Here is a 24,511-nt window from a genome sequence, read left to right on the forward strand (position 1 = left end):
CGTCCCGTGGCGCTGATCGAGGTACGCGACCTCACGAAGGAGTTCGTCCGGCCCAAGCGGGTCGAGGGGCGCTTCGGCACGCTGCGCACCCTGGTCACGCGCGAAGTCGTGCGCACGAGCGCTGTCTCCGGGGTGAGCTTCGACGTCGACGAGGGCGAGGTCGTGGGCTACCTCGGGCCCAACGGCGCCGGCAAGTCGACGACCATCAAGCTGCTGACCGGGATCCTCACTCCCACCTCCGGGACGGTCGCGGTGCACGGTCCCCTCGGGACCGTCGTGCCGTGGCGCGACCGGGAGCGCAACGCGCGCCAGGTCGGCGTGGTCTTCGGGCAGCGCTCGCAGCTCTGGTGGGACCTGCCGCTCGTGGAGTCGCTCCGGCTGGTGGCCGCGCTCTACGACGTGCCGGACGAGCGCTACCGCCGCAACCGCGACCGGCTGGTCGACCTGCTCGACATGGGCTCGTTCCTCGACACCCCGGTGCGACAGCTCTCCCTGGGGCAGCGCATGCGCGGCGACCTGGCGGCGGCGCTGCTCTACGAGCCGCCGATCCTCTACCTCGACGAGCCGACGGTCGGACTCGACGTGCTGGCGAAGCAGACTGTGCGGCAGTTCGTGGCCGAGGCCAACGAGATCTCGCGCACCACCGTGATGCTCACGACCCACGACCTCGAGGACGTCGAGCGGCTCTGCCGGCGGATCGTGCTCATCGACCGGGGCACGGTGCTCTACGACGGCAGCGTGGACGGCCTGATCGCGAGGTACGCGCCCTTCCGCGAGGTGCTCGTCACGCCCGACACCTCGTCCGCCAAGGCCGCGCTGCCCGGTGAGGTCTGGGAGCTCGGGGGTGCGGTCGGGACCCGCGACGGGGATGCCTGGCGCTTCCGCATCGGCCGGGACGAACCGGTTCACGCGCTCATCACGGCGGTCACCGCCGCGTACCCGGTGCGGGACGTGCGCGTCGTCGACGCGAGCCTCGAGACCGTCATGACCGAGCTGTACGCGGAGCGCCGGGTCCCCTCCGAGGTCGCGACGTGAGCGGCTACCTCGCCATGGTGCGCATCGGCGCGAAGCTCCTGCTGCAGTACCGCGTGATGGTCTTCGTCATGGTCGGGCTGTCACTCGTGCAGGTCCTCGTGCTGACCCGCGTGTGGCACGCGGTCTACAGCGGGCGCGCCGAGGTGGGCGGACTCCCGCTGCGCGAGACGATCGTCTACCTGACGCTGACGAACCTGCAGGCGGGGCTGCTCATGCCGTCGTCGGTGGACTTCCTCATCGGCCTGCGGATCCGTACGGGCCACGTCGTCTTCGACGTCTCCCGGCCCTACGGCTACGTCGGGCAGATGGTCGCGATGTCCGGGGGCCGCCAGCTCGCGGTCCTCGCCTTCATGCTGCTCGGCGCCCCTCTCGGCTTCTGGATCGGCGGGATCTCCGCCCCGCACTCCGCGGGGGCAGCTGTCGCGTACGCCGTGGCGCTCGCCGTCGCCTGGGCGATCTACGCGCAGGTCAGCGTCCTCGTCGGGCTCAGCGCCTTCTGGTTGACCGAAGCGCAGGGGATGGGCGTGATCGCGCACCTCGTCGGGACGTTCCTCGCCGGAACCGCTGTGCCGCTGGTGTTCTTCCCCGGGTGGCTGCGTGCCGTCGCGCACGCCTCGCCGTTCCCGTTCCTCGGCTACGTGCCGGCGTCGATCTACCTCGGGCGCATCTCGGGCCCCGCAGTGCTGGGCAACCTCGTGCTGGGCGCGGTCTGGGTCGCGGTCCTCGCCGGGATCCTCGCGCTCGCGTGGCGCCGGACGTTCTCCCGGGTGGTGTCGCAGGGTGGCTGAGGTCGCCGATCCCCCTGTCGGCAACCGCATCCGTCGCTGGCTCCGGCTCTACGTCGCCCTGCACGGCGCCTCCCTGCGTGGCGCACTGCAGTACCGCGCGAACACCTTCCTCATGATGCTCGTCGGGATCGTCTACCAGGGCAGCGGTCTCGCGTCGCTGTGGGTCGTGCTGCACGCCTTCGACTCGCTCGGTGGTTGGACGATGTCGAGCGTCGCATTCCTCTACGGCATCAGGCTGCTCGCGCACGCGCTGTCGCTCGTCATCGTCGGTGGCAACGTCATGCTCGACGAGACTGTCCGCACGGGCGAGTTCGACCGCATCCTGCTGCGGCCGTGGAACCCGCTCATGCTGTCCATCACCTCCCGGCGCGGGCTCGAGTGGGTCGGCGACCTCTCCGTCGGCATCATCACGTTCGGTGCCGCTGCCGTCATCGCGCCGGTGGACTGGTCGTTGGTGCAGGCACTGTTCTGCGTGCTGGCGGTCGTCGGAGGCGCGTGCATCGAGGCCGCCTTCGGCGTGCTCGCGTCGTCGCTGGCCTTCCGCGTCGTCGACACGTGGGCCATCCGCTGGTTCGTCGACGACACGGTGACGACGCTCGCGACCTACCCGCAAGGGATCTTCAGCGCCGGAGCCCAGCGGGTGCTGACGTACGCCATCCCCGTGGCCTTCATCGCGTACCTGCCCTCGAGCGTGCTGCTGGACCGGGAAGGGCGGCTGGCGGTGCCGGCCACGCTCGCGTACCTCTCCCCGGTCGTGGGGGTCGGGCTCTTCGCGCTCGCGACCGCGGTGTGGCACCGCAGCGTGCGCTGGTACGCGAGCGCGGGCGGAGCCTGATGGTGGAGGAGCGCCGCCTGACCCGCCGCGTCGTGGAGTCGCTGGTCGAGCAGCGCATCCGGGAAGCGCTGCAGCGCGGGGAGTTCGACGACCTGCCCGGGGCCGGCAAGCCCCTCGAGGGGCTCGACGGCCCGCACGACGACCTGTGGTGGGTGAAGCGGAAGATGCAGCGCGAGTGCCTCTCGCTGCTGCCGCCGGCGCTGGCGCTGCGCAGGGACGTCGAGGATGCGATGGCACAGGTGCCCGTCGCGCGTGACGAGGCGGAGGTGCGCCGCATCGTCGACGGCGTGAACGCGCGCATCCGCGCCGCTCTCGCGACACCGCCGTCGGAGGGGCCGCCGGTGGACCTCGCGCCGTACGACGTGGAGCAGGTGCTCGCGCACTGGCGGTCTGCCGTTGAGGCAGGAGCCGGTCGTGCTGCTGTCGTCGACGACGTGGGAGTGGGACGTTCCCGTCGTACGCGGCACCGGGCCGCGCCGTCCTGAGGACTCCCCATGCAGCTCCCCCTCCGCGGTCGCCGGACCGCCCTCGCCGCTGGAGCAGTGGTGCTCGCCACGGCCTCCGTCGCCGGTGTGACGATCGCCCACGCGGACAGCGGCACCACGACGTACGCCGCTTGCGTGGGGAACGGCAACGGCCGCGTCCGCATCGTCCCGCCCGGCACCACCTGCCTGCACTCCGAGTACGCGATCTCCTGGGGGGCGCAGGGTCCTGCGGGCCCGGCTGGTCCTTCCGGCGCTCCTGGTCCGTCGGGGGCTCCTGGTCCGGCGGGTCCGTCGGGTGCTCCTGGGCCGTCAGGGGCTCCCGGTCCGTCGGGCCCGGCCGGGCCCGCCGGTAGTGGCGTCCCGGCGGACATCGTCGCAGGGGACGCGGTCCTCCAGGGGATCAACGACGCCGAGGACTCGCCGACGACGCTCCTGTCGGTCAGCGAGCTGGGCACGGCGACGACGTCGGCCGGCAGTGGTGCGACCGCGCACCGGGTCACGGTCTCCAACCTCACGCTCACCAAGCGCATCGACACGAGCAGCCCCAAGCTCTTCTCCGACCTGGTGAGCGGGCACAACGTGCCGACCGCGACGATCAACGTGTACGCGGTGGATGGCACCCCCGCACTGCGCTACGACCTGCGCGACGTCCAGGTGATGCAGGACTCGGTCACCTCGGACAAGACGGGGAAGGGCGTGGAGACAGTGGCGCTCGCCTTCCGCATCGTGAAGGAGACGGTGGGCGACGTGAGCGTGGAGTACGACGCGCGGAGCGGCGGGGTTGGCTGACCCTCCTCGCTGCGGCGGCTCACGCCGCGGACGGCACGCAGCGGCGGGGTCGGCTCACCCTGCACGCCGCGGCGGCCCACGCCGCTGTCCCGGTGGGGCCTGCCTGGGCACGGCTCTGCCGACCATCACCAGATGGGGGTGGTGCTGCCGGGGTCGCGGTCGATCGTGTGGCACGCCTTGATGGGTGGCCGGTCGTCGGGTGGTCTCAGCCGGAAGAGGCCGGGTCGGTCGGGGTCGGGTTCGACGGTCCAGCCGTCCTCATGGGCCAGATGGTGGTGCCGCTTGCAGAACAACGCATAGCTGCCGACGTCGGAGAGCCCGCCCTTCGACCACGGGATCACGTGGTGGGCTTCGAGGCGGACCCGGTCGCAGCCGGGGACGATGCACCCACCGTCCCTCGCCTTGAGCGCTCTCAGCTGCGCGTTCGTCGCGAAGCGCTTGGCGCGGCCCTCGGCGAGCGGGACACCGAGCTCGCTGGTGAGCAGCGGGGTGATGACCGCGTCGCAGGTGAGCAGCTCCAGGGCCTGCGGACCCAGCGATCGCGTGAGGACCGACGCGAGCGGCGAGCGGGCAGCCCATGCGGGGTCGTCGCCGCGGAGCATGGCGATGTCGGCGACGAGGGTGAGCCGCGGGCGGGAGCCGTTGATCTCCGGCACGGTGTCGAGGTCCGCGACCAGGCCGATCGCGTCAGCGAGGGCGTCGTGCCGGCGCTGCGCCGCGGTGCGGTCGTCGGGAGCACCGTCGATCCCCGGCACCGGCGTAGCGAGGCCGGTGAGGACCTGCTCGAGCAGGTCCCCGAGCTCCGGGGCCAGCAGGCCCGTCACGTGCCGCCACCCGTCCAGGCTCGTCGTCGTGGTGAACGAGCGTTGCGCGAGGCGGCGCTGCTCCCGCTCCGCCGCGGACTCCCCCACCCCGGCGGCCTCGGCCGCTGCTTGGACGAGGCGGGTGAGGTCGTCGGGGGTGTTGTCCCGGGCGAAGTCCACGAGTGTCTTCTCCAGGCGCGGCAGCTCGGCCGGGGTGTCCTGCAGGTAGCCGACCACGGGCGCGATCCGGCGCACGTGCTGCCACGACACCTCGCCGTCCTGCAGCGCTGATGCCGCGAGTGGGAGCGAGCGGAGGGCGCGGGCGACGCGTACCCGCGCTCGGGCATCGGCCTCCGAGTCCCGGGTGTGGTGCCGCAGCCACGACGCCGCCGTCACCGCGAAGTCCGCGCGGTACGCCTGCCGAGAGTCGAACGCTTCCAGCACTCTCGCGTCCGCCGCGTCGAGCACCGACCTGGTCGCGTGCAGCTCCTTCAGCAGCGGCCCCAGCTCCGCCGCGGGCACCTCCGCAAGGTCGAGCGCAGCGAGCTCGGTGAGGCAGGCACGGGCCCGGTCCACCAACTCCCTGCTGCTCGAACACATGTTCGAAGTCTATCCGAGGGGAGTTCGCGGGAAAAGAGGAGAGTGCTGCTGTGCAGGAGAATCGGCAGAGTGGGACGCTCGAGGAGTGGCGCGTCGAGTCCCCTCCTCCCCGTGATCATGCACGTCTTGGTGGAACGGCATGGCCGCGGTGCAGTCGACGGGGCGCACCTCTCGTCACTGCCGTCTCCCGCATCTCGCGGCAGCTTGCTCCCGTGATCGAGCAGGGCGTCGATCGGCTCCAGCGGGGATCGCACTGGCCGATCGCTCGGCGGGCTGGCTCGTACGGGCCACAAGGAACGCACCAGGCTCCACCCCCAAGACGTGCATGATCACGGGGAAGGGGTTCCTGCACCCCTCGGCCGCGGGCTCTCATGTCGGCTCAGCCGGGCGGGATGACGGCGGCTCGTGGGAGCGTTCACGTCGGGGCGTCCGGAGCACCTGACGACGACGCATGACGACGACCACGCAGAGCAGGACGAGGAGCAGCACGGTGGAGATCGGCCTCACGACGTTCGCGGAGACCTACCCGGACCCGGAGACGGGCGAGACGGTCTCCCCCGGTGAGCGGCTGCGCCAGGTCGTCGCGGAGGCCGAGCTGGCCGAGCAGGTCGGGCTCGACGTCTACGGCGTGGGCGAGCACCACCGGGTGGACTTCGGGGCTTCCGCGCCCGCGGTCGCGCTCGCAGCGATCGCCTCGCGCACGCAGCGGATCCGGTTGACGAGCGCGGTCACGGTGCTCAGCTCCACCGACCCCGTACGCGCCTTCCAGGACTTCGCGACCCTCGACCTGCTCTCGCAGGGGTGGGCCGAGCTCATGGCCGGGCGCGGGTCGTTCATCGAGTCGTTCCCGCTGTTCGGCTACGACCTCAAGGACTACGACGACCTGTTCGCCGAGAAGCTCGACCTGCTGCTGGCGCTGCGGGACTCCGAGCGCGTCACGTGGTCCGGCCGATTCCGTCCGGCGCTGCACGACCAGGCGGTCTACCCGCGCCCCGGTCGGCCGCTGCCCGTGTGGGTCGCCGTGGGCGGCAACCCGGAGTCGGTCGTCCGCGCCGGGCTCCGCGGCCTGCCCATGGCCCTCGCCATCATCGGCGGCCAGCCGCGGCGCTTCGGCCCGCTCGCCGACCTGCACCGCAAGGCCGTGGAGCAGGGCGGGTTCGCGCCGCAGCCGGTCGCGGTGCACGCGCACGGCTACGTCGCCGGCTCCAGCGCCGAGGCGGAGGTCGACTTCTACCCGTCGTACGCCGTGGCCATGACCCGCCTCGGCGCCGAGCGCGGGTGGGGGGCGATGACGCCGGCGGCGTACCGGCAGATGGCGGGGCCCGAGGGCTCGCTCGTCATCGGCTCCCCGCAGCAGGTGGCGGAGAAGATCCTGCTGATGAAGGAGACCATCGGCATCGAGCGCTTCATGCTGCACATCAGCGTGGGCACGCTGCCGCACGCGAAAGTGCTCCGCGCGATCGAGCGGCTCGGCACCGAGGTCGCCCCGCTGGTCCGCGGCTAGACGAACAGCGCGGCCCAGCGGTCCGCCGACGCCCAGGATGTGCATGATCACGGGAAGGGTGTCGGGCGAGGCGAGCGGCTAGAGCAGGAGCGCGGCCAGCGCCCCCAGCACTGCGAACGCGCAGCGGACCCGGTCCACCGCGAGCAGGCGGCGCACCAGGCCGTCCGAGCGGCCGTCGCGACCGAGCCGACTGTGCGCGGGGGCGGCGAGGAGTGCCGTCGTGCCAGCCGCTCCGGCCGCAGCGACGACGGAGACCCACGCCCCCGGCGAGTACGGGCCACCGACGATCACCCACAGGCACGCGGCGGCGAGCAGGAGGTAGACGGGCGCGACGACGGCGGTGATGCGGCGGGAGTGCCGCTCGTGCGCCGCGGCGAAGCGCTCCGGGGGCACCTCGGCCAGCGCCGGGTAGACGACACCGGTGACGACCAGCTGGAACCCCGCGTGCAGCGCGCTGGCGGCGAGCAGGGCCTCGGAGCTGGAGAGGCTCATCCGTGCAGCTTGGCCAGGATCTTCGACAGCGACGTGAGTTCTGCCGGGGACAGCCTGTCCAGCGCGGCGGGCGGCGTGTCGATCACCTCGCGGGCGTCGGAGACGGTCCGGCGCCCCTGCTCGGTCAGCGCGACGAGCTTGCGGCGCCGGTCGTCGGAGTCCGTACGCCGCTCGACGAGGCCCTGCTCCTCGAGCGCGTTGACGAGGACGGTCGTGTACGGCCGGTCGACGCCGAGCGCCTCCGCGACCTCTCCGTGGCTCAGGGCGCTGGACTCCAGCAGCAGCAGGAGCTTCACCTTGCCGCCACCGGTCCCCATCGCGGTGCCGAGCCGCTCGCGCAGCCGCTTGCGCACGGCGTGGGCCTCGACGAAGCCCTGCAGCTCGGCCCAGACCTGCTCAGGCGTCGGCGAGCTCACGGGCGGCTCCCTCCTGCTCGAACAGCGCGCGCGTGCGCTCCGCGGTGCCCAGCGCGCGGGCCCCGGTCGCGAGCAGCCCGAGCGCGACGACCACGATGCCGCACCCGGCGACGAGGATCCAGACCACGTGGCTGGCCGAGGCGAAGCGCGCGCCCTCGGTGCCTGCCACCAGCGAGCCGCTGACCGCGACGCCGAGCGAGGCACCGACCTGCCGGCTCGTGGAGGCGACGGCTGCCGCGACGCCGGCCTGCGCCCGGGGCATGCCCGACGTCGCCGTGTTGGTGATCGGCGCGTTGACGAGGCCGAACCCCAGCCCGATCAGCGCGTACGCCGCGAACAGCTGCGCCTGCGGCGTCGTCGTCGAGACCCGCACGAGCAGCAGAGCACCAGCTGCCGTGGCGATCCCGGCGAGCACGAGGGGCACCCGGGCGCCGCGCGTCGCGACGAGCCGCCCCGAGAGCGGCGCGGTGATCCCTGCGAGCACGGCCATCGGCAGCGTCCGCAGCCCCGCCTCGACGGGCGAGAAGTGCCTCACCTGCTGGAGGTAGAGCGTGTTGACGAAGAGGAAGGTCCCGAGTGCCGCGAAGGCGGCGACGGCCGTCAGCGTCGCAGCGCTGAACGGCACCGAGCGGAAGAACCGCAGCTCCACCAGGGGTTCGCGGCGGCGCAGCTCGACGGCGAGCAGCGCGACGAGGGCGGCGGCGGCCACGGCGTACAGCACGACGGTGGAGAGCGAGAGCCAGCCGCGGTCGGGTGCCTCGATGATCGCGTACGTCAAGGATCCCAGCAGCACCACGACGAGCGCCTGCCCCGCAGGATCCACCGCGCGGGCCCGGGGAGCGCGGGACTCGGGCACCACGCGACCCGTGAGCACGAGCGCGAGGATCCCGATCGGCACGTTGACCCAGAAGATCGAGCGCCAGCCGAGCCCGTCGACGAGGACGCCACCCACGATGGGGCCGAGGGACATGCTCACGCCGACGACGGCGCCCCACACGCCGATGGCGCGGGCCCGCTCCGCAGGGTCGCGGAAGGTGTTGACGAGGATGGCCATCGCCACCGGGTTGAGCATCGAGCCACCGACCGCCTGCAGCATGCGGAAGGCGACGAGCCAGCCGAGCCCCGGGGCGATGCTGCAGAGCAGCGAGCCGAGCGTGAAGAGCACGAGCCCGACGCGGAAGACGCGCCGCCGGCCGAGCCGGTCCCCGAGGGAGCCGGAGAGCATGAGCAGCATCGCGAGCACGAGGGTGTACGCGTCCACCGTCCACTGCAGCCCGCTGAGGGAGGCGTAGAGGTCCGTGCGGATCGCGGGCAGCGCGATGTTGACGATGGTCACGTCCAGGCTGACGAGCAGCAGGCTCATGCAGCAGACGGCGAGGACCATCCAGCGGTTCGGCTCGGTTGTGCTCACACAACGATTGTGACCCCACAACGGCTCGGGCGCAAGCCGGAGCGGCGGCCCGTCCGCGCTGCCCCTAGGCTGCGCGGGTGATCGGCGAGCTCGACCCCGCGCTGCTCGAGACCGTCCTGGTCGGGCATGACGAGGGCCTGTGCGTCTTCGACCGCGACTTCACCTTCGAGTGGTGCAACGAGACCGCCGCACGACTGCTCCAGCGCCCGGTCAGCGACCTGCTCGGCGAGCGCCTCTTCGAGCTCTACCCCGAGGGCCGCGACACGGTCGTGTGGACCGCGTACCAGCAGGCGCTCGCGACGGGCGAGCCGCAGGAGCTCCGGCTCTGGTACGGCCCGCTGGAGGGCTGGTTCCGCGCCCGCGCCGTCCCCCTGCACGACCGTCTGGTCGTGTGGTTCCGCAGCATCGACCTCGAGCAGGCCGTCGAGCAGGAGCGGGCCGAGCTCGTCGTCAGCCGGGAGCGCTCGGGCCAGCGGGCGGAGCGACTGCTCGACGTCGTCGCCGAGCTGTCCCGCGCGCAGACGCTGCCCGAGGTCATCGACGTCGTGCTCGTGCGCGGCTTCGGCCTGCTCGGCGGCTACGGCGGTGGCGTGGGCTTCGTCACCGAGGACGGCCGCCACCTCGACGTCCTGGAGCTGCGGGAGTTCGGCGACGGGGTGGAGGAGCGCTGGACCGGGCTGCACCCCCTCGACGTCGACGTCCCGATGATGATCAGCGCGCGGACGGGAGAGCCCCTGCTCTACCCCACGCGCGCCGAGCTGCTCACGCGCCACCCGCACCTGGAGCGCGACGTCGATGAGCGCACCAAGGCGCTCGTCGCCCTGCCCCTGCTGGTCGAGCAGCGCGTCATCGGCTCCATCATCGTGCTGTTCGCCGAGGAGCAGCGCTTCGAGGCGGACGAGCGCGAATTCATGCTGACGCTCGCCGGGCTCTGCGCGCAGGCCCTCGACCGGGCGCGGCTGAGCAGTCGCGAGCGGACGATCGCGGCGACCCTGCAGCGCTCGCTGCTCCCCGACGTCGTCGCGGTGCCGGACCTCGAGGTCGCGGTGCGCTACGTCCCCGGAGCCGAGGGCACGCAGGTCGGCGGCGACTGGTACGACGTGGTGCAGCTCGGCGCCGGTCGCCTGGGCCTCGTCATGGGCGACGTCATGGGCCGGGGTGTCGGAGCGGCGGCGACGATGGGCCAGGTCCGCGCCGCGCTGCGGGCCTACGCCCGGCTCGACCTGCCGCCCGCGCAGGTGCTCGCCTCCCTCGACGCGGTCGTCGCGGACGTCGCCGAGGGGCGCTTCGTCACCTGCGCGTACGCCGTCTTCGACCCCGCGGACCGCACCCTCTCGGTCGCGAGCGCGGGCCACCTCCCACCCGTGATCGCAGGCCCCAGCGGGAGCGCACTCGCTCCCCTGGTCCCCGGGCCGCCCCTCGGCGTCGGGGCCGGCGGCTACGTCGAGCAGGTCGCGGTACTGCCCCCGGGCGCGTGCGTGGCCCTCTGCACCGACGGGCTCGTCGAGCGGCGCGACCGTGATGCGTCCGACGGCCTCGAGCGGATGCAGGAGGTCCTGGCCGCGGTCGCCGACCGGCCGCTGGAGCAGGCGGCGGACGCGCTCGTCGCCGACCTGCTGGACCCGGACTCCGTCGACGACGCCGCGCTGCTGCTCGTCCGCCCGCTCGGCGCGGCAGCCCGACCCGCGGAGTGGCTGCGGCTGCGGCGCGACCCCGAGGTCGTCGCGGACGCCCGTGCGTGGGTGCGCGAGCGGGCGGCGCAGGGGGAGCTCGAGGGCGGGCTCGTGGACTCGCTGACCCTCGTCGCGAGCGAGCTCGTCACCAACGCCGTACGCCACGGGCGCGGCGACCCCGCCCTCCGCGTACGCGTCTCCCCGCGGCGCGCCGTCATCGAGGTCGAGGACGGCAGCGGCCACCTGCCCATGCGCCGCTACGCCGCCGAGCAGGACGAGGGCGGGCGCGGGCTCGAGCTCATCGCGCTGCTGACCGAGCGCTGGGGGTGGCGCCCGACCGATGGCGGCAAGGTCGTCTGGGCCGAGCTCAGCGCCCGCAGCTAGCCTGCGCGCATGGCCTTCCTCGACCCGGTGACCCTGCAGGGCGAGCGCGTCGTGCTCGAGCCGATGACGCTCGAGGTCGTCGACGAGCTCGCCGCTGCGGTCCGCGACGGCGAGCTCTGGAGGCTCTGGTACGCCGCGGTGCCCGCCCCCGACCAGATGCGCGCCGCCGTGGAAGACCTGCTGGCCAAGCAGTCCGCGGGCGCGGTGCTGCCGTTCGTCCAGCGCCGCAGGGACACCGGCGAGGTCGTGGGGCAGACGACGTACCTCAACGCCGACCGGCCGAACCGCCGGCTGGAGATCGGCAGCACGTGGCTCGCCCGCTCCACGCAGGGCACCGGCATCAACGCCGAGGCGAAGTACCTGCTGCTGGGCAACGCGTTCGAGGCGTGGGACTGCATCGCCGTGGAGCTGCGCACCCACTGGATGAACGAGCAGTCGCGCGCCGCGATCGCCCGGCTCGGCGCGAAGCAGGACGGCGTGCTCCGCAGCCACCGGATCATGCCGGACGGCAGCCTGCGCGACACGGTGGTGTTCTCCGTGCTGCAGCACGAGTGGCCCGCCGTGCGCAACGGGCTGCTCGCCCGGCTGAGCCGCTAGATCGACACCCAGTCCGTCACCACGTCGACGCCGTCGGCCGCCAGCACCTGCAGGCTGAACAGCCCGGTCGGCCGCGGCTCGACGCGGAAGCACCCCAGCTCGTCCAGCGCGACCTCGACGGGCTCCTCGTCGAGCCGGCGCACCGTCACGCTGCCCTGCCGCGCGGGGTAGACCTGGCCGGTCAGGCCGCCGTCGACCACGCTGAGCTCGATGACGAGCGAGCCGCCCTCGAAGGTGAGCGTGCGTACCTGCGCGGTCTCCGAGCGGACCCCCGCCAGCGCCTCGTCGACCACGGAGTCGTAGGTCAGCGCGGCGAGCTCCGCGTCGATCGTCCGCCAGGTGAAGACCCCCTTGGCAGCGGTCACGACGTCATCGGGCACGGGCTCCGGCGTGCTGACGACGGCGCGCAGCTGCGCCACCAGCTCGTCGTCGTCCTCCGACCACCGCATCGCTTCCACGGTCCCGCTCCCGTCTACCCGAGCCACGCGACGCCGGCGCGCGTGGGCGCCCCGGCCACCAGCCGACGGTACGCGTCGGCCGGCGACTCGTGCTCCCCGACCGCCGCGGCGATGCGTCCGGTCACGAGCGCGGCAGCGAACGAGGTCCCGCTCCAGCGGGCGAACCCGTCGAACTCCGCCTCACCGCCGCTGGTGCGCACCGCGCCCGAGAGGTACGTGCTCAGCAGGTCCACGCCCGGCGCGAGCACGTCGACCCAGGGGTTCAGGGCCGGGTCGGGGCTGAAGGGCGCCGACTGCCCGTCGGAGTCGACGGCCCCGACCGCCACGACGTCGTCGAGCGCGGCCGGCCACATGGGCCGCTTGGGGAACTGCTCGGCGTGGTTGCCGGCGGCCGCGACCACCAGCACGTGCGGGGGCAGCCGGTCGACCGCGGTCGCGAGGACCAGCGGGGGGCGGCCGTCGTCGGTGAAGCAGCCGAGCGAGAGGTTGAGGACGTCGACGCCGGTACGGCCCAGGCGCACGATCTCGCGCGCGACCGTCCAGCTGTCGGCCGTCCCGTCGTCGCCCAGGACGCGGTGGACGCGGAGGTCGGCGCCCGGCGCCTCGCGCAGCACGAGGCCGGCGACGAAGGTGGCGTGCCCCGCCGCGGCGTCGAGATCCTCCGGGGCCGTCGCGAGCAGGCTCCCCTCGCCCGCGAGGAAGCGGCCCGCGAGCACGGGGGCCGGCACGATCCCGGTGTCGCCGACGGCGACCCGCACCCCTGCGCCGACTGCGCCGCTGGGCCACGTGGACGCTGCCACCACCACGGGGTCGCCCTCGTCCCCGCCCCCCACCTTGTGGTGCGCGATGACGCGCTCGAGGACGCGGTTCTTGCCGATCGTCGGCACCCAGCCGTACTGCTCGTCGAAGCGCGCGTAGAGGGCCTGGAGCACGGCATCGAGGCCGCCGAGGGCGTCGACCTGGACGCGCTCGAGGTCGACGAGGGTGAGACCGAGCTCGGGGGCGTCCTCGGTCCTGCCCGCCGGCGCACCTATCGCCTCGAGAGCGGCGGTCACGGCGGCGACGTGCCCGGTCGCCACGACCACCTGGTCGGGGGTTGCGTCGAGAGGGGGGGCGCCAGCGGGCATGGTGCTCTCCTTTCCACCCGCGGGACGCCGCGGGGATGCGGGATCAGGCCTGTCGAGACTCGGAGCAGCGAGCCCCCGGTTCTGATACAACCGTCTAGGAAGGCGTCTCGGAAGCCGTTCTCGCAGGGAGGTCGCCGTGGACGGCACCCTCCTGCCGCAGGCCGAGGAACTGCTGGCGCGGCTCGATCGCGACCCTCAGGGGGCAGGGCGCGCCGCGCGCGAGCTCGTCGCCCGCAGCCGGAGGGCCGGCGAGCTGGCGGCCTCGTCCGTCGCAGGCCGGGCCGCAGGGGTCGCGGCGATGCAGACGGGCGAGCTCACCGAGGCCGGCAGCCTGCTCGAGGGCGCCCGCCTCGACGGGACCCGGGCGGGGCGCCCGGACCTCGCGGCGAAGGCGCAGATGAGCCTGGCCTTCGTGCTCGCGCGGCGCGGTGACGCCACCGGCTCGCTCTCCCTCGTCGAGCAGGCGCTCGCTGCGCTCACCGGGCACGACCGGTCGCAGGCGCTGGCGCAGCGGGGCGGCATCCACCACCAGTTCGACGTGCTGGACCGGGCCCTCGAGGACTACGCGGCCGCTCTGCCCGTCCTGCGCCTGCACGAGGACTGGGTCTGGGTCCAGCGCGTCCTCTGCAACCGCGGGCTGCTGCACGTCTACCGCGGGGACCTCCACGCCGCTGAGCTGGACCTGGTGTCGGCCGTGGCCATCTGCCGGGAGCACGGGCTCGACCTCCAGCTCGCCTTCGCCCTGGAGAACCTCGCCTTCCTCCATGCGCGAGCCGGCGACGTCCCGCAGGCCCTGCGCCGGCTGGAGGAGGCGGAGGACGCCCACGTGGCGCTCGGCGCCGACGCCAGCACCGTCCTGCTCGACCGGGCTGAACTCCTCCTGGCCGTGGGCGTGGCCGAGGAGGCGCGCCACGTCGCGGAGCGCGCGGTCGCCGGGCTCGCCCGCTCGCGCTGGTCGGGTTCCCGTGCCCAGGCCCAGCTCCTCCTCGCCGAGGCCTGCCTGCGCAGCGGCGACCTCCCCGCCGCCCAGCGCGCCGCCGCCGGAGCCGCCGCCGCCTTCCGGCGCCAGCAGCGGCCGGAGTGGGAGGCGGTCGCCCAGCAGCTCCAGCTGCGCTGCCGGCTCGCCGCGGGCGGCCGGGTGTCGGCGTACGTCCTCGGTGGCATCGCCGACCGGCTCGACGGCGCCGGGTGGCGCGTCCCGGCCCTCGACACCCGGCTGCTGGCGGCGCGCGTCGCGCTGGAGAAGGGCGATGCGAAGCACGCCCGGGCGCTGCTGCGCGCTCCCGGGGGCGTCCGGCGTACGGGCCCGGTCGACCTGCGCGCCCGCGCCTGGCACGTCGAGGCGCTGCTCCGCCTCGCCGACGGCCGACCCGCGGCCGCGCTCGCCGCGCTGCGCGCCGGGGTGGCCCTCGTGGAGGAGCACCAGGCGACGATGGGGGCGGCCGACCTGCGCAGCTCGGTCTCGTCGCACCGGGCCGAGCTCGTCGACCTGGGCCTGGCCCTCTGCCTCGACGCCGGCCGTGCGCGCGAGGTGCTGCGCTGGGCCGAGCGCGGACGCGCGACCGCGCTGCTCACCCGCCCACTGCGCCCGCCCGCGGATGACGTCCTCGCCGCGCGCCTGGTCGAGCTGCGTGCCGCCGTCGCGGAGCTGGAGGAGGCGCGTGAGGCGGGGACCGACCTGGCCGCGCTGCAGCGGCGCCAGGCCGCATTGGAGCGCGAGGTCCGCGACCGCGCCCGGCTGGTGCCGGGATCGGCGGTCGCGGTGCAGCACCCGTCGGTCTCGGACCTCGCCAGCGCGCTGGGCGAGCGTGCGCTGGTGGAGTACGTCGAGTCCCGCGGCGAGCTGCACGCCGTCACGGTGGTCGGCGGCCGGGCACGGCTGACCGCGCTCGGCCCGGTGCAGCCCGTCCTCGACCTGCTCGCCCACGTCCCGCTCGCCCTCCAGCGGCTGACCCGCCGCTCGGCGTCCGAGCGGGCCAACGACGCCGCCCGCGCGCTGCTCGCCGACGTCGGGGCGCGGCTCGACGCGCTGCTCGTGGCGCCCCTCGCCGGCCAGGTCGGGGACCGCCCGCTCGTCGTCGTCCCGAGCGCTGCGCTGCACTGCCTGCCGTGGGCGCTGCTCCCCTCGTGCCTCGGGCGCCCGCTCACGGTCTCGCCGTCCGCGGCGCTGTGGTTCCGGGCGGCGCTGCGGCCACCGCGTACCGGCGGGGTGACGGTCGTCGCCGGACCCGGCCTGCCGGGCGCGGAGGACGAGGCGCGGCAGGTGGCCGCGCTGCACCCAGGGGCGCGGCTGCTCACGGGCGCCGAGGCCTCCGTCGCGTCCGTCAGCGAGGCCCTGCTGAGCTCGGGCACCCTGCACGTCGCGGCGCACGGGACCTTCCGCGGCGACAACGCGCTCTTCTCGCACCTGCGCCTCGCGGACGGCCCGCTCACGGTCTACGACCTCGAGGCGCTGCACAGCGCGCCCGGCCTCGTCGTGCTCGCGGCCTGCGACGCCGCCCGAGCCTGGGTGTGCCTCGGCGACGAGGTCCTCGGCCTCGCTGCGGCGTTCCTCGGCATGGGGACGGGCACGCTCATCGCGGCGCTCGTCCCGGTCGTCGACAGCGCAGTCGCCCCGCTCATGGTGGCCCTGCACCAGCTGCTGCGGGCGGGGGTCTCGCCCGCGAACGCCCTCGCGACCGTCCAGCGCGACGCGCTCGCCCGTGGAGACGCGGCGGAGATCGCCGCCGCGCTCGGGCTCGTCTGCCTCGGCGCCGATGTCGCTGCACTGCCGGCACAACGCGTGAGCCCGGAAGCAGGAGCGCCTGCGCTGCAGCGCATCTCGTAGCCGCACCGCCCCACCGACGCGACCAACCCCCGTGATCATGCACGTCCTGGGGCCCCCGAGATCTGCATGATCACGGCAGTGCGCGGGGGCGCGAGCCCCGACCAGGCCCACCCCGTGCGGTCGCCCGCTCACCAGGGTGGCGCGACCGCCGGCGCCCACCCCCTCCCCGACGCCCTCCTCCACCCCTCCCCGTGATCATGCACATCGTGGGGGCCCAGGATCTGCATGATCACGAGCTGGGGGGAGGGCGCCACGCTCCGCTCCGCCTCCCCGCTGTCAGGAACGCGTCAAGAACGCGGAGCCGGCCGTCAAGGATGCGTCAAGGACGGCGCTCTGCCACTGAGCCGGGGGTTCGCTGGTCCTGTCGGACCGTCCGGCACCGTCGTCCAGCAGGAGCAGCCGTGGCTGATGCTGTGTTCGTCCTCGCCGTCCTCGCGTTCTTCGCGGTGTGCGGCCTGCTCGTGCGGGGGGTCGAGCGGCTGTGACCGTCGCCGACACCGTCGGGCTCGTCGTCGCCGTCGGGCTGGTCGCGTACCTCGTGGTCGCCCTGCTCTTCCCCGAACGGTTCTGAGATGAGCGAGACGGTCCCCTTCCTCCTCACCGCGGGCTCGCTCGTGCTCGTGCTGGCCCTGGCGCACCGGCCCCTCGGCGACTACATGGCCCGGGTCTACTCCTCGCCGCGACACCTGCGCCTCGAGCGCGGCGTCTACCGCCTCGTCGGCGTGGACCCCGACGGCGAGCAGCGCTGGCCGGTGTACCTGCGTGCCCTGCTTGCCTTCTCGGCCGTCAGCGTGCTCGCGCTCTACCTGCTCCAGCGCGTCCAGGAGCACCTCCCGCTCTCGCTGGGCTTCGCTGCCATCACCCCGGACCAGGCGTTCGATACCGCCGCGTCGTTCGTGACGAACACGAACTGGCAGTCGTACTCCGGTGAGGCCGCGATGGGCCACCTCACGCAGATGGCCGGCCTGGCCGTGCAGAACTTCGTCTCGGCTGCGGTGGGCATGGCCGTCGCCGTCGCGCTCATCCGCGGCTTCGCCCGGTCGCGTACGGACCGGCTGGGCAACTTCTGGGTCGACCTCACCCGCACCTGCCTGCGCATCCTGCTGCCCCTCTCGCTGGTCGCCGCGGTCGTGCTCGTCGCGCTCGGCGCGGTGCAGAACCTCCACGGCTTCACCGAAGCCCACACCCTGGCAGGAGCGACGCAGGCCGTCCCCGGCGGGCCGGTCGCGTCGCAGGAGGCCATCAAGGAGCTCGGCACCAACGGCGGCGGCTTCTACAACGCGAACTCCGCCCACCCCTTCGAGAACCCGACGGCCTTCAGCAACTGGTTCGAGATCCTGCTGCTGCTGGTGATCCCGTTCAGCCTGCCGCGCACCTTCGGCCGACTCGTCGGCGACCTCCGCCAGGGGTACGCCGTGGTCGCGACCATGGGCGCCATCTGGCTCGTCGCCGTCGCGGCGATGTTCACGGTGGAGTCGATGCACCACGGCGCGGTGCCGAGTGCGGTCGGCGCGAGCATGGAGGGCAAGGAGACCCGCTTCGGCGTCGGCGCTTCGTCGCTCTTCGCGGTCAGCACGACGATGACCTCCACCGGCGCGGTCGACTCGTTCCACGACTCGTTCACGTCATTGGGCGGCGGCATCACGCTGTTCGACATGCAGCTGGGCGAGATCACGCCCGGAGGCACGGGTTCTGGCCTCTACGGCATCCTCGTGCTCGCGATCGTCGCGGTCTTCCTCGCCGGGCTGATGGTGGGCCGCACCCCGGAGTACCTCGGCAAGAAGCTCGCCCCGCGCGAGATGAAGCTCGCGTCGCTCTACATCCTCGTGACACCCGCGGTCGCGCTCATCGGCACCGGGCTCGCCCTGGCCCTCACAGGTCCGCGCGGCTCGATCCTCAACCCGGGAGCGCACGGGCTGTCGGAAGTGCTCTACGCCTTCACCTCCGCGGCCAACAACAACGGCAGCGCGTTCGGCGGCATCAGCGTCAACACGCACTTCTACAACACCGCGCTCGGCATCGCGATGCTCGCGGGCCGGTTCCTGCCGATCGTCTTCGTGCTGGCCCTCGCGGGTTCCCTCGCCCGGCAGGTCCCCGTCCCCGCGACGGAGGGGACGCTGCCGACGCACCGTCCGCTGTTCGTCGCGCTGCTCGGCGGGACCATCGTCATCGTCACCGGACTCACCTACCTCCCGGCCCTGGCCCTCGGCCCGCTCGCCGAGGGACTCCACCGGTGACCACCCACTCCTCCAAGGACCGGTCGTCATGAGCACCACCACACCCGTACGCCCGACGACGGAGGGGACGCCGGAAGCGCCTCACCCGCAGCGGCTCGCCGCCGGGCTGCTCGACCCCGCCCTGCTGCTCACCTCGCTGCCGGACGCCCTGCGCAAGCTCGACCCGCGCGTCATGGCCCGCAACCCGGTCATGCTCGTCGTCGAGGTGGGCTCCGTCGTCACCACGGCGATCGCGCTCACGGACCCCAGTGTCTTCGCCTGGGTCATCACCGCCTGGCTCTGGCTCACGGTCGTCTTCGCCAACCTCGCCGAGGCCGTCGCCGAGGGGCGCGGCAAGGCGCAGGCGGACACCCTGCGCGCGGCGCGTACCGAGGCCGTCGCCCGGCGGCTCGCTCCGGACGGCACCAGCGAGGAGGTCGCCGGCACGGACCTGCGCGTGGGCGACCGCGTCGTCGTCGAGGCGGGGCAGGTCATCCCGGGTGACGGTGACGTCGTGGAGGGCGTGGCGAGCGTCGACGAGTCGGCCATCACCGGCGAGTCGGCCCCGGTCATCCGCGAGTCGGGCGGCGACCGCTCGGCCGTGACCGGCGGCACCCGCGTGCTGTCCGACCGCATCGTCGTGCGCATCACCAGCAAGCCGGGCGAGACCTTCCTCGACCGCATGATCGCGCTCGTCGAGGGCGCCGCGCGGCAGAAGACCCCGAACGAGATCGCGCTCAACATCCTGCTGGCCAGCCTCACGATCGTGTTCCTGCTGGCCGTCGTGACGCTGCAGCCGCTCGCGGCGTACTCCGGGGCGAAGCAGTCGCTCGTCATCCTCGTCGCCCTGCTCGTCTGCCTCATCCCGACGACCATCGGTGCGCTGCTCTCCGCCATCGGCATCGCGGGGATGGACCGGCTGGTGCAGCGCAACGTCCTCGCCATGTCGGGCCGCGCGGTCGAGGCCGCGGGTGACGTGAGCACCCTGCTGCTGGACAAGACCGGCACCATCACCCTCGGCGACCGGCAGGCGAGCGAGCTGCTCCCCGTCCACGGCGTACGCGGTGAGGAGCTCGCCGCCGCCGCGCTCCTCGCGAGCCTCGCGGACGAGACGCCGGAGGGACGCTCGATCGTCACGCTCGCGCGGCAGGCAGTCCAGCAGGAGGAAGCCCTCAGCAGCAGCACGTTCGTCCCCTTCACCGCGCAGACGCGCATGTCCGGCGTCGACCTCCCTGTCGCCGGAGGGACGCGCGAGGTGCGCAAGGGCGCCTCTGCCGCGGTCATCTCCTGGGCGCGCGAGCGGCACGCGGTCATCCCCGCCGAGGTCGGCGGGACGGTCGACGCCATCGCCGCCGCAGGAGGTACGCCGCTGGTCGTCGCCGAGTCCGGCCCCGCCGGGGCCCGCATCCTCGGCGTCGTCCACCTCAAGGACGTCGTCAAGCCCGGCATGCGCGCGCGCTTCGACGAGCTGCGGGCCATGGGGATCCGTACGGTGATGATCACGGGCGACAACCCGCTCACCGCGGCGTCCATCGCGGCTGAGGCCGGCGTCGACGACTTCCTCGCCGAGGCCACGCCCGAGGACAAGATGGCGCTCATCAAGCGCGAGCAGCAGGGCGGCAAGCTCGTCGCGATGACCGGTGACGGCACCAACGACGCCCCCGCGCTGGCCCAGGCCGACGTCGGGGTGGCGATGAACACCGGCACGTCGGCCGCGAAGGAGGCCGGCAACATGGTCGACCTCGACTCCGACCCGACGAAGCTCATCGAGATCGTCGAGATCGGCAAGCAGCTGCTCATCACCCGCGGGGCGCTGACGACGTTCTCGCTGGCCAACGACATCGCGAAGTACTTCGCGATCCTGCCAGCGATGTTCGCGGCGAGGTTCCCCGGGCTCGACCGGCTCAACGTCATGCAGCTGCACAGCCCGGAGTCCGCCATCACCTCGGCGGTCGTCTTCAACGCCCTCGTCATCATCGCGCTGATCCCGCTCGCCCTGCGCGGCGTGCGCTACCGCCCGTCGTCCGCGTCGGCGCTGCTGCAGCGCAACCTGCTCGTCTTCGGCGTCGGCGGCGTCATCGCGCCGTTCGTCGGCATCAAGCTGCTCGACCTCCTCCTCCAGTACCTCCCCGGGATCGCCTGACATGACCACGCTCATCGCCGCCCCAGCCGTCGCCCCCTCGGAGGGCACCACCCGGGCGAGCTGGGGGCCGCAGCTCCTCGCCGGGCTCCGCGCCCTGCTCGTGCTGACAGCCGTGCTCGGCATCGCCTACCCCCTGGCCATCACGGGGTTCGCCCAGCTCGCCTTCCACGACCGGGCGGACGGCTCGCTCGTGCACCGCGACGGGCAGGTCGTGGGATCCCGGCTGCTGGGCCAGGGCTTCACCGGCCCGCAGTGGTTCCACCCGCGCCCGTCCGCCGCCGGCAAGGACGGCTACGACGGCACCGCGAGCGGAGCCTCCAACCTCGGGCCCGAGAACCCGACGCTCCTGCAGCAGGTCCAGCAGCGCAGGACTGCAGCAGCAGCCGCCGACGGAGTCCCGGCCGCGTCCGTACCTCCTGACGCCCTCACCGCGAGCGGGTCGGGCCTCGACCCCGACATCTCCCCGGCCTACGCCCGCGAGCAGGTCGGCCGCGTCGCGGAGGCCCGCGGCCTCGACCCCGCCGTCGTGCGGCGCCTGGTCGAGCAGCACGTGCAGGGCCGCCAGCTCGGCTTCCTCGGCGAGCCCCACGTCAACGTGCTCGACCTGGACCTCGCCCTCGCGGCGCTCCCCCGGCAGTAGCACGATGGGGTGCGTGCCACGCGGGAGCCTCCGGATCTACCTCGGCGCCGCCCCCGGCGTCGGCAAGACGTACGCGATGCTCGGCGAGGCGCACCGACGCATCGAGCGCGGGACGCGCGTCGTCGTCGGGATCGTGGAGACGCACGGGCGGCCGCACACCGCGGCGATGCTGGACGGCCTGCCCACCGTGCCCCGCCGCGAGGTCCAGCACCGTGGCAGCACGTTCGAGGAGATGGACCTCGCCGCGGTGCTGGCCGCCGAGCCCGAGCTCGTGCTGGTGGACGAGCTCGCGCACACGAACGTCCCCGGCTCGGGGCACGAGAAGCGCTGGCAGGACGTCGAGGAGCTCCTCGCCGCGGGCGTGGACGTCCTCACGACGGTCAACGTGCAGCACCTGGAGTCGCTCAACGACGTCGTCGCGAAGATCACGGGGGCGGTGCAGCGGGAGACCGTCCCCGACGCGGTCGTCCGGCGCGCGGACCAGGTGCAGCTCGTCGACTCGACCCCCGAGGCCCTGCGCAGACGCATGGCCCACGGCAACATCTACCCGCCGGAGCGCGTCGATGCGGCGCTGTCGAACTACTTCCGCCCCAGCAACGTCGCGGCCCTGCGCGAGCTCGCCCTGCTCTGGCTGGCCGACGAGGTGGACGACGGGCTGCAGCAGCAGCGTACGGAGCTGGGCGTCACGCAGACCTGGGAGACGCGCGAGCGGATCGTCGTCGCGCTGAGCGGCGGACCCGAGGGCGAGACCCTGCTCCGGCGGGCCGCGCGCATCGCCTCGCGCACCCGCGGCGCCGAGCTCCTCGCGGTCTACGTCGCTCGTTCCGACGGCCTGGCAGCGGGTTCTCCCGCCGCGCTGGCTCGGCAGCGCGCGCTCGTCGAGTCGCTCGCCGGGACGTACCACGTCCTCGTGGGGGACGACGTCGCCCACTCGCTGCTGCAGTTCGCCCGCGCGGAGAACGCGACCCAGCTCGTCCTCGGGACCAGCCGGCGGTCCCGGCTGGGGCAGCTGCTCGGAGGGGTCGGCGTGAGCGCCGCCCTGCTCCGCCGCGCCGACGACATCGACGTGCACGTCGTGACCCACGAGCACACGGGAGGCCGGCTCCGCCTGCCGCGGCTCACCACGGGCGTGGACCTGCGCCGCCGCGTGTGGGGTCTCGTGCTCTCCGTCGCCCTGCCCGCCCTGCTCACGCTCGCGCTCGTCCCGCTGCGCGGGTCGTTGAACCTCACGAGCGACGCCCTCGCGTACCTCCTCGCGGTGGTCGGCGTCGCGCTCGTCGGCGGTGCCGTCCCGGCGGCTGTCGCGGCGCTGCTGTCGACCGCGCTGCTCAACTGGGAGTTCACCCCGCCGCTGCACACCTTCACCATCGCCGAGCGCAACAACGTGCTGGCCGTGCTGGTCTTCCTCGTCGTCGGCGGTGCGGTCAGCGCCGTGGTGGACCTCGCGGCACGGCGGACCAGCCAGGCCGCGCGCGCCTCGGCGGAGGCCGCCACCCTGTCGGCCGTCGCCGGCAGCGTGCTGCGCGGCGAGAGCGCGCTGCCCGCCCTGCTCGACCGGCTGCGCGACACCTTCGGCATGAGCGCGGTCGCCCTGCTCGAGCGCGGCGAGGAGGGGTGGGGACGGGTCGCCGGCGAGGGCCCGGAGCGCCCGGAGGACGCCGACGTGTCCGTGCCCGCGGGCGACCGGGTCGTCCTCGCCCTGCGCGGCCGCCCGCTGCCCGCCGAGGACCGCCGCGTGCTCGGGGCGTTCGCCGCGCAGGCCGCCGTCGCGCTCGAGCGGGAGCGGCTGGCCGCGACCGCGGAGCAGGCCGAGACCGTGCGCGAGGCGGACCGGGTGCGCACCGCCCTGCTTGCCGCGGTCGGGCACGACCTGCGCACCCCGCTCGCGGCCGCGAAGGCCGCCGTCGCGACCCTGCGGGCGGCGGACCTCGAGCTCGACGCGGCGGACGAGGCCGAGCTGCTGGAGAGCGCCGAGGAGTCGCTCGACCGGCTCGCCCGCCTCGTCACGGGCCTGCTCGACCTCAGCCGGCTGCAGGCGGGCGCACTCAGCGTCCACCTCGCCGACGTCGCGCTCGACGAGGTCGTGCCGCTCGCGCTGGACAGCCTGGGCGCGGAGCCCGGTGCCGTGAGCGTCGACGTCCCCGCCACGCTTCCCGCCGTGCGCGCGGACGGGGCGCTGCTCGAGCGGGTGCTCGCCAACCTCGTCTCCAACGCCCTGCGGTACGCCCCGGCGGGCTCCCCGCCGCTGCTCACCGCGAGCGCGCACGCCGACCGGGTCGAGGTGCGCGTCGTCGACCGCGGCCCCGGCGTCCGCGCGGAGGACCGGGAGCGGATCTTCGCGGCGTTCCAGCGACTCGGCGACACCGACAACACGACGGGCGTCGGGCTCGGGCTCGCGCTCTCCCGCGGGCTGGCCGAGGCCATGGGCGGGTCCCTGCTCCCCGAGGACACCCCCGGCGGCGGGCTCACGATGCTGCTGGTGCTGCGCGCCGTACCCTCGGCCCCGTGACGCGCATCCTCGTCGTCGACGACGAGCCGCAGATCCTGCGCTCGCTGCGGATCAACCTGCGCGCCCGCTCGTACGACGTCACGACGGCGGCGACCGGCGCGGAGGCGCTCGCGGCGGCAGCGCGCACCCACCCCGAGGTCGTCCTGCTCGACCTCGGCCTGCCCGACATGGACGGCGTCGAGGTGCTGCGCGGGCTGCGCGGCTGGACCGACGTGCCCGTCATCGTGCTGTCGGGGCGCAGTGACTCCCTGGACAAGGTCGAGGCGCTCGACGCGGGGGCCGACGACTACGTCACCAAGCCCTTCGACGTCGACGAGCTCCTCGCCCGGGCGCGGGCGGTGACGCGCCGCGCGACCCCGAGCGGCGCCGAGCCCGTCGTGCAGGTCGGCGGAACCCAGGTCGACCTCGCGGCCCGCACCGCCGTACGCGACGGCGAGGCCGTCCGGCTCACGCCCACCGAGTGGCGCCTGCTCGAGGCGCTGGTGCGCCACCCCGGCCGGCTCGTCGGCTCGCGCCAGCTGCTGCAGCAGGTGTGGGGACCGGCGTACGGCGAGGAGACCAACTACCTGCGCCAGTACATGGCCCAGCTGCGCCGCAAGCTCGAGCCCGACGCCGAGCGCCCGCGCCACCTCGTGACCGAGCCCGGGATGGGCTACCGCTTCGTGCCCTGAGCGCCGCCTCCCCTTTTTTCCCCGTGATCATGCACGTCCTGAGGCACCCCCAAGATCTGCATGATCACGGGGAGTGGGGTGGCGGCGGCCTGAGCGGTCGTCCTGCTG

Annotated in this window: 21 protein-coding genes; 15 read left to right on the plus strand and 6 right to left on the minus strand. The window is 73.9% G+C overall.

Annotated elements, in window-relative coordinates:
• Positions 1 to 6: 6 nt before the first annotated feature.
• The 5 genes from EV189_RS01320 to EV189_RS01340 are packed head-to-tail and all read left to right on the plus strand — an operon-like array spanning position 7 to position 3,932.
• Positions 7 to 1,035: an ABC transporter ATP-binding protein gene (locus EV189_RS01320; RefSeq protein ID WP_130491149.1), complete on the plus strand. Its 1,029-nt coding sequence runs from the start codon at positions 7 to 9 to the stop codon at positions 1,033 to 1,035.
• Positions 1,032 to 1,823 (plus strand): ABC transporter permease, encoded by a 792-nt coding sequence (locus EV189_RS01325; RefSeq protein WP_130491150.1) that lies wholly within the window; start codon positions 1,032 to 1,034, stop codon positions 1,821 to 1,823. Before EV189_RS01320 ends, EV189_RS01325 begins: the two co-directional genes overlap by 4 nt.
• A complete protein-coding gene (locus EV189_RS01330) occupies positions 1,816 to 2,658 on the plus strand; it encodes an ABC transporter permease (RefSeq protein ID WP_231115959.1) in 843 nt (280 codons plus the stop codon). Before EV189_RS01325 ends, EV189_RS01330 begins: the two co-directional genes overlap by 8 nt.
• A complete protein-coding gene (locus EV189_RS01335) occupies positions 2,658 to 3,143 on the plus strand; it encodes a DnaJ family domain-containing protein (RefSeq protein ID WP_130491151.1) in 486 nt (161 codons plus the stop codon). Before EV189_RS01330 ends, EV189_RS01335 begins: the two co-directional genes overlap by 1 nt.
• Before the next feature lie 9 nt (positions 3,144 to 3,152).
• On the plus strand, positions 3,153 to 3,932 hold the full coding sequence (locus EV189_RS01340; protein WP_130491152.1) for a type VI secretion system tube protein Hcp: 780 nt from the start codon (positions 3,153 to 3,155) through the stop codon (positions 3,930 to 3,932).
• 125 nt (positions 3,933 to 4,057) lie between these two features.
• On the opposite strand, the gene EV189_RS01345 is transcribed toward EV189_RS01340, so the two are convergent.
• Entirely contained in the window at positions 4,058 to 5,335 is a 1,278-nt protein-coding gene (locus EV189_RS01345; protein ID WP_130491153.1) for an HNH endonuclease signature motif containing protein, read from the minus strand.
• A gap of 490 nt (positions 5,336 to 5,825) precedes the next feature.
• Between EV189_RS01345 and EV189_RS01350 the strand changes: the two genes are divergently transcribed.
• Complete coding sequence (locus EV189_RS01350) at positions 5,826 to 6,839, plus strand: LLM class flavin-dependent oxidoreductase (RefSeq protein ID WP_130491894.1); 1,014 nt, start codon at positions 5,826 to 5,828, stop codon at positions 6,837 to 6,839.
• Between the two features lie 78 nt (positions 6,840 to 6,917).
• Here the strand turns inward: EV189_RS01350 and EV189_RS01355 are convergent, their stop codons facing one another.
• The 3 genes from EV189_RS01355 to EV189_RS01365 are packed head-to-tail and all read right to left on the minus strand — an operon-like array spanning position 6,918 to position 9,131.
• Complete coding sequence (locus EV189_RS01355; protein ID WP_130491154.1) at positions 6,918 to 7,331, minus strand: hypothetical protein; 414 nt, start codon at positions 7,329 to 7,331, stop codon at positions 6,918 to 6,920.
• On the minus strand, positions 7,328 to 7,747 hold the full coding sequence (locus EV189_RS01360; RefSeq protein WP_130491155.1) for a MarR family winged helix-turn-helix transcriptional regulator: 420 nt from the start codon (positions 7,745 to 7,747) through the stop codon (positions 7,328 to 7,330). Before EV189_RS01360 ends, EV189_RS01355 begins: the two co-directional genes overlap by 4 nt.
• Complete coding sequence (locus EV189_RS01365) at positions 7,728 to 9,131, minus strand: MFS transporter (protein ID WP_130491895.1); 1,404 nt, start codon at positions 9,129 to 9,131, stop codon at positions 7,728 to 7,730. The genes EV189_RS01360 and EV189_RS01365 overlap by 20 nt, the downstream gene beginning before the upstream one ends.
• Before the next feature lie 104 nt (positions 9,132 to 9,235).
• Between EV189_RS01365 and EV189_RS01370 the strand changes: the two genes are divergently transcribed.
• Entirely contained in the window at positions 9,236 to 11,215 is a 1,980-nt protein-coding gene (locus tag EV189_RS01370; RefSeq protein WP_130491156.1) for a SpoIIE family protein phosphatase, read from the plus strand.
• A gap of 9 nt (positions 11,216 to 11,224) precedes the next feature.
• Positions 11,225 to 11,812, plus strand: coding sequence for a GNAT family N-acetyltransferase (locus EV189_RS01375; protein WP_130491157.1), 588 nt, complete (start codon positions 11,225 to 11,227; stop codon positions 11,810 to 11,812).
• Here the strand turns inward: EV189_RS01375 and EV189_RS01380 are convergent.
• Entirely contained in the window at positions 11,809 to 12,261 is a 453-nt protein-coding gene (locus EV189_RS01380; protein ID WP_130491158.1) for a hypothetical protein, read from the minus strand. The two genes, EV189_RS01375 and EV189_RS01380, sit on opposite strands and share 4 nt — an antisense overlap.
• A gap of 23 nt (positions 12,262 to 12,284) precedes the next feature.
• Positions 12,285 to 13,397: a S8 family peptidase gene (locus EV189_RS01385; RefSeq protein ID WP_130491159.1), complete on the minus strand. Its 1,113-nt coding sequence runs from the start codon at positions 13,395 to 13,397 to the stop codon at positions 12,285 to 12,287.
• A gap of 136 nt (positions 13,398 to 13,533) precedes the next feature.
• Between EV189_RS01385 and EV189_RS20895 the strand changes: the two genes are divergently transcribed.
• From EV189_RS20895 to EV189_RS01420, 7 genes are all read left to right on the plus strand, one after another.
• Positions 13,534 to 16,224: a CHAT domain-containing protein gene (locus EV189_RS20895; RefSeq protein ID WP_130491160.1), complete on the plus strand. Its 2,691-nt coding sequence runs from the start codon at positions 13,534 to 13,536 to the stop codon at positions 16,222 to 16,224.
• 481 nt (positions 16,225 to 16,705) lie between these two features.
• Positions 16,706 to 16,795, plus strand: a complete 90-nt coding sequence (gene kdpF, locus EV189_RS01395) for a K(+)-transporting ATPase subunit F (RefSeq protein WP_130491161.1) — start codon at positions 16,706 to 16,708, stop codon at positions 16,793 to 16,795.
• 1 nt (position 16,796) lies between these two features.
• Entirely contained in the window at positions 16,797 to 18,461 is a 1,665-nt protein-coding gene (gene kdpA / locus EV189_RS01400) for a potassium-transporting ATPase subunit KdpA (RefSeq protein ID WP_130491162.1), read from the plus strand.
• A gap of 28 nt (positions 18,462 to 18,489) precedes the next feature.
• A complete protein-coding gene (gene kdpB, locus EV189_RS01405; protein WP_130491163.1) occupies positions 18,490 to 20,583 on the plus strand; it encodes a potassium-transporting ATPase subunit KdpB in 2,094 nt (697 codons plus the stop codon).
• Position 20,584: 1 nt separating this feature from the next.
• Entirely contained in the window at positions 20,585 to 21,223 is a 639-nt protein-coding gene (gene kdpC / locus EV189_RS01410) for a potassium-transporting ATPase subunit KdpC (protein ID WP_130491164.1), read from the plus strand.
• Positions 21,224 to 21,236: 13 nt separating this feature from the next.
• The gene (locus tag EV189_RS01415; protein WP_130491165.1) at positions 21,237 to 23,732 is read left to right on the plus strand and encodes a DUF4118 domain-containing protein; all 2,496 of its coding nucleotides are present in this window, start codon (positions 21,237 to 21,239) and stop codon (positions 23,730 to 23,732) included.
• Positions 23,729 to 24,403: a response regulator gene (locus tag EV189_RS01420; protein WP_130491166.1), complete on the plus strand. Its 675-nt coding sequence runs from the start codon at positions 23,729 to 23,731 to the stop codon at positions 24,401 to 24,403. Before EV189_RS01415 ends, EV189_RS01420 begins: the two co-directional genes overlap by 4 nt.
• Positions 24,404 to 24,511 lie beyond the last annotated feature (108 nt).

It is taken from the genome of Motilibacter rhizosphaerae, from assembly GCF_004216915.1.
Classification (GTDB): Bacteria; Actinomycetota; Actinomycetes; order Motilibacterales; family Motilibacteraceae; genus Motilibacter; species Motilibacter rhizosphaerae.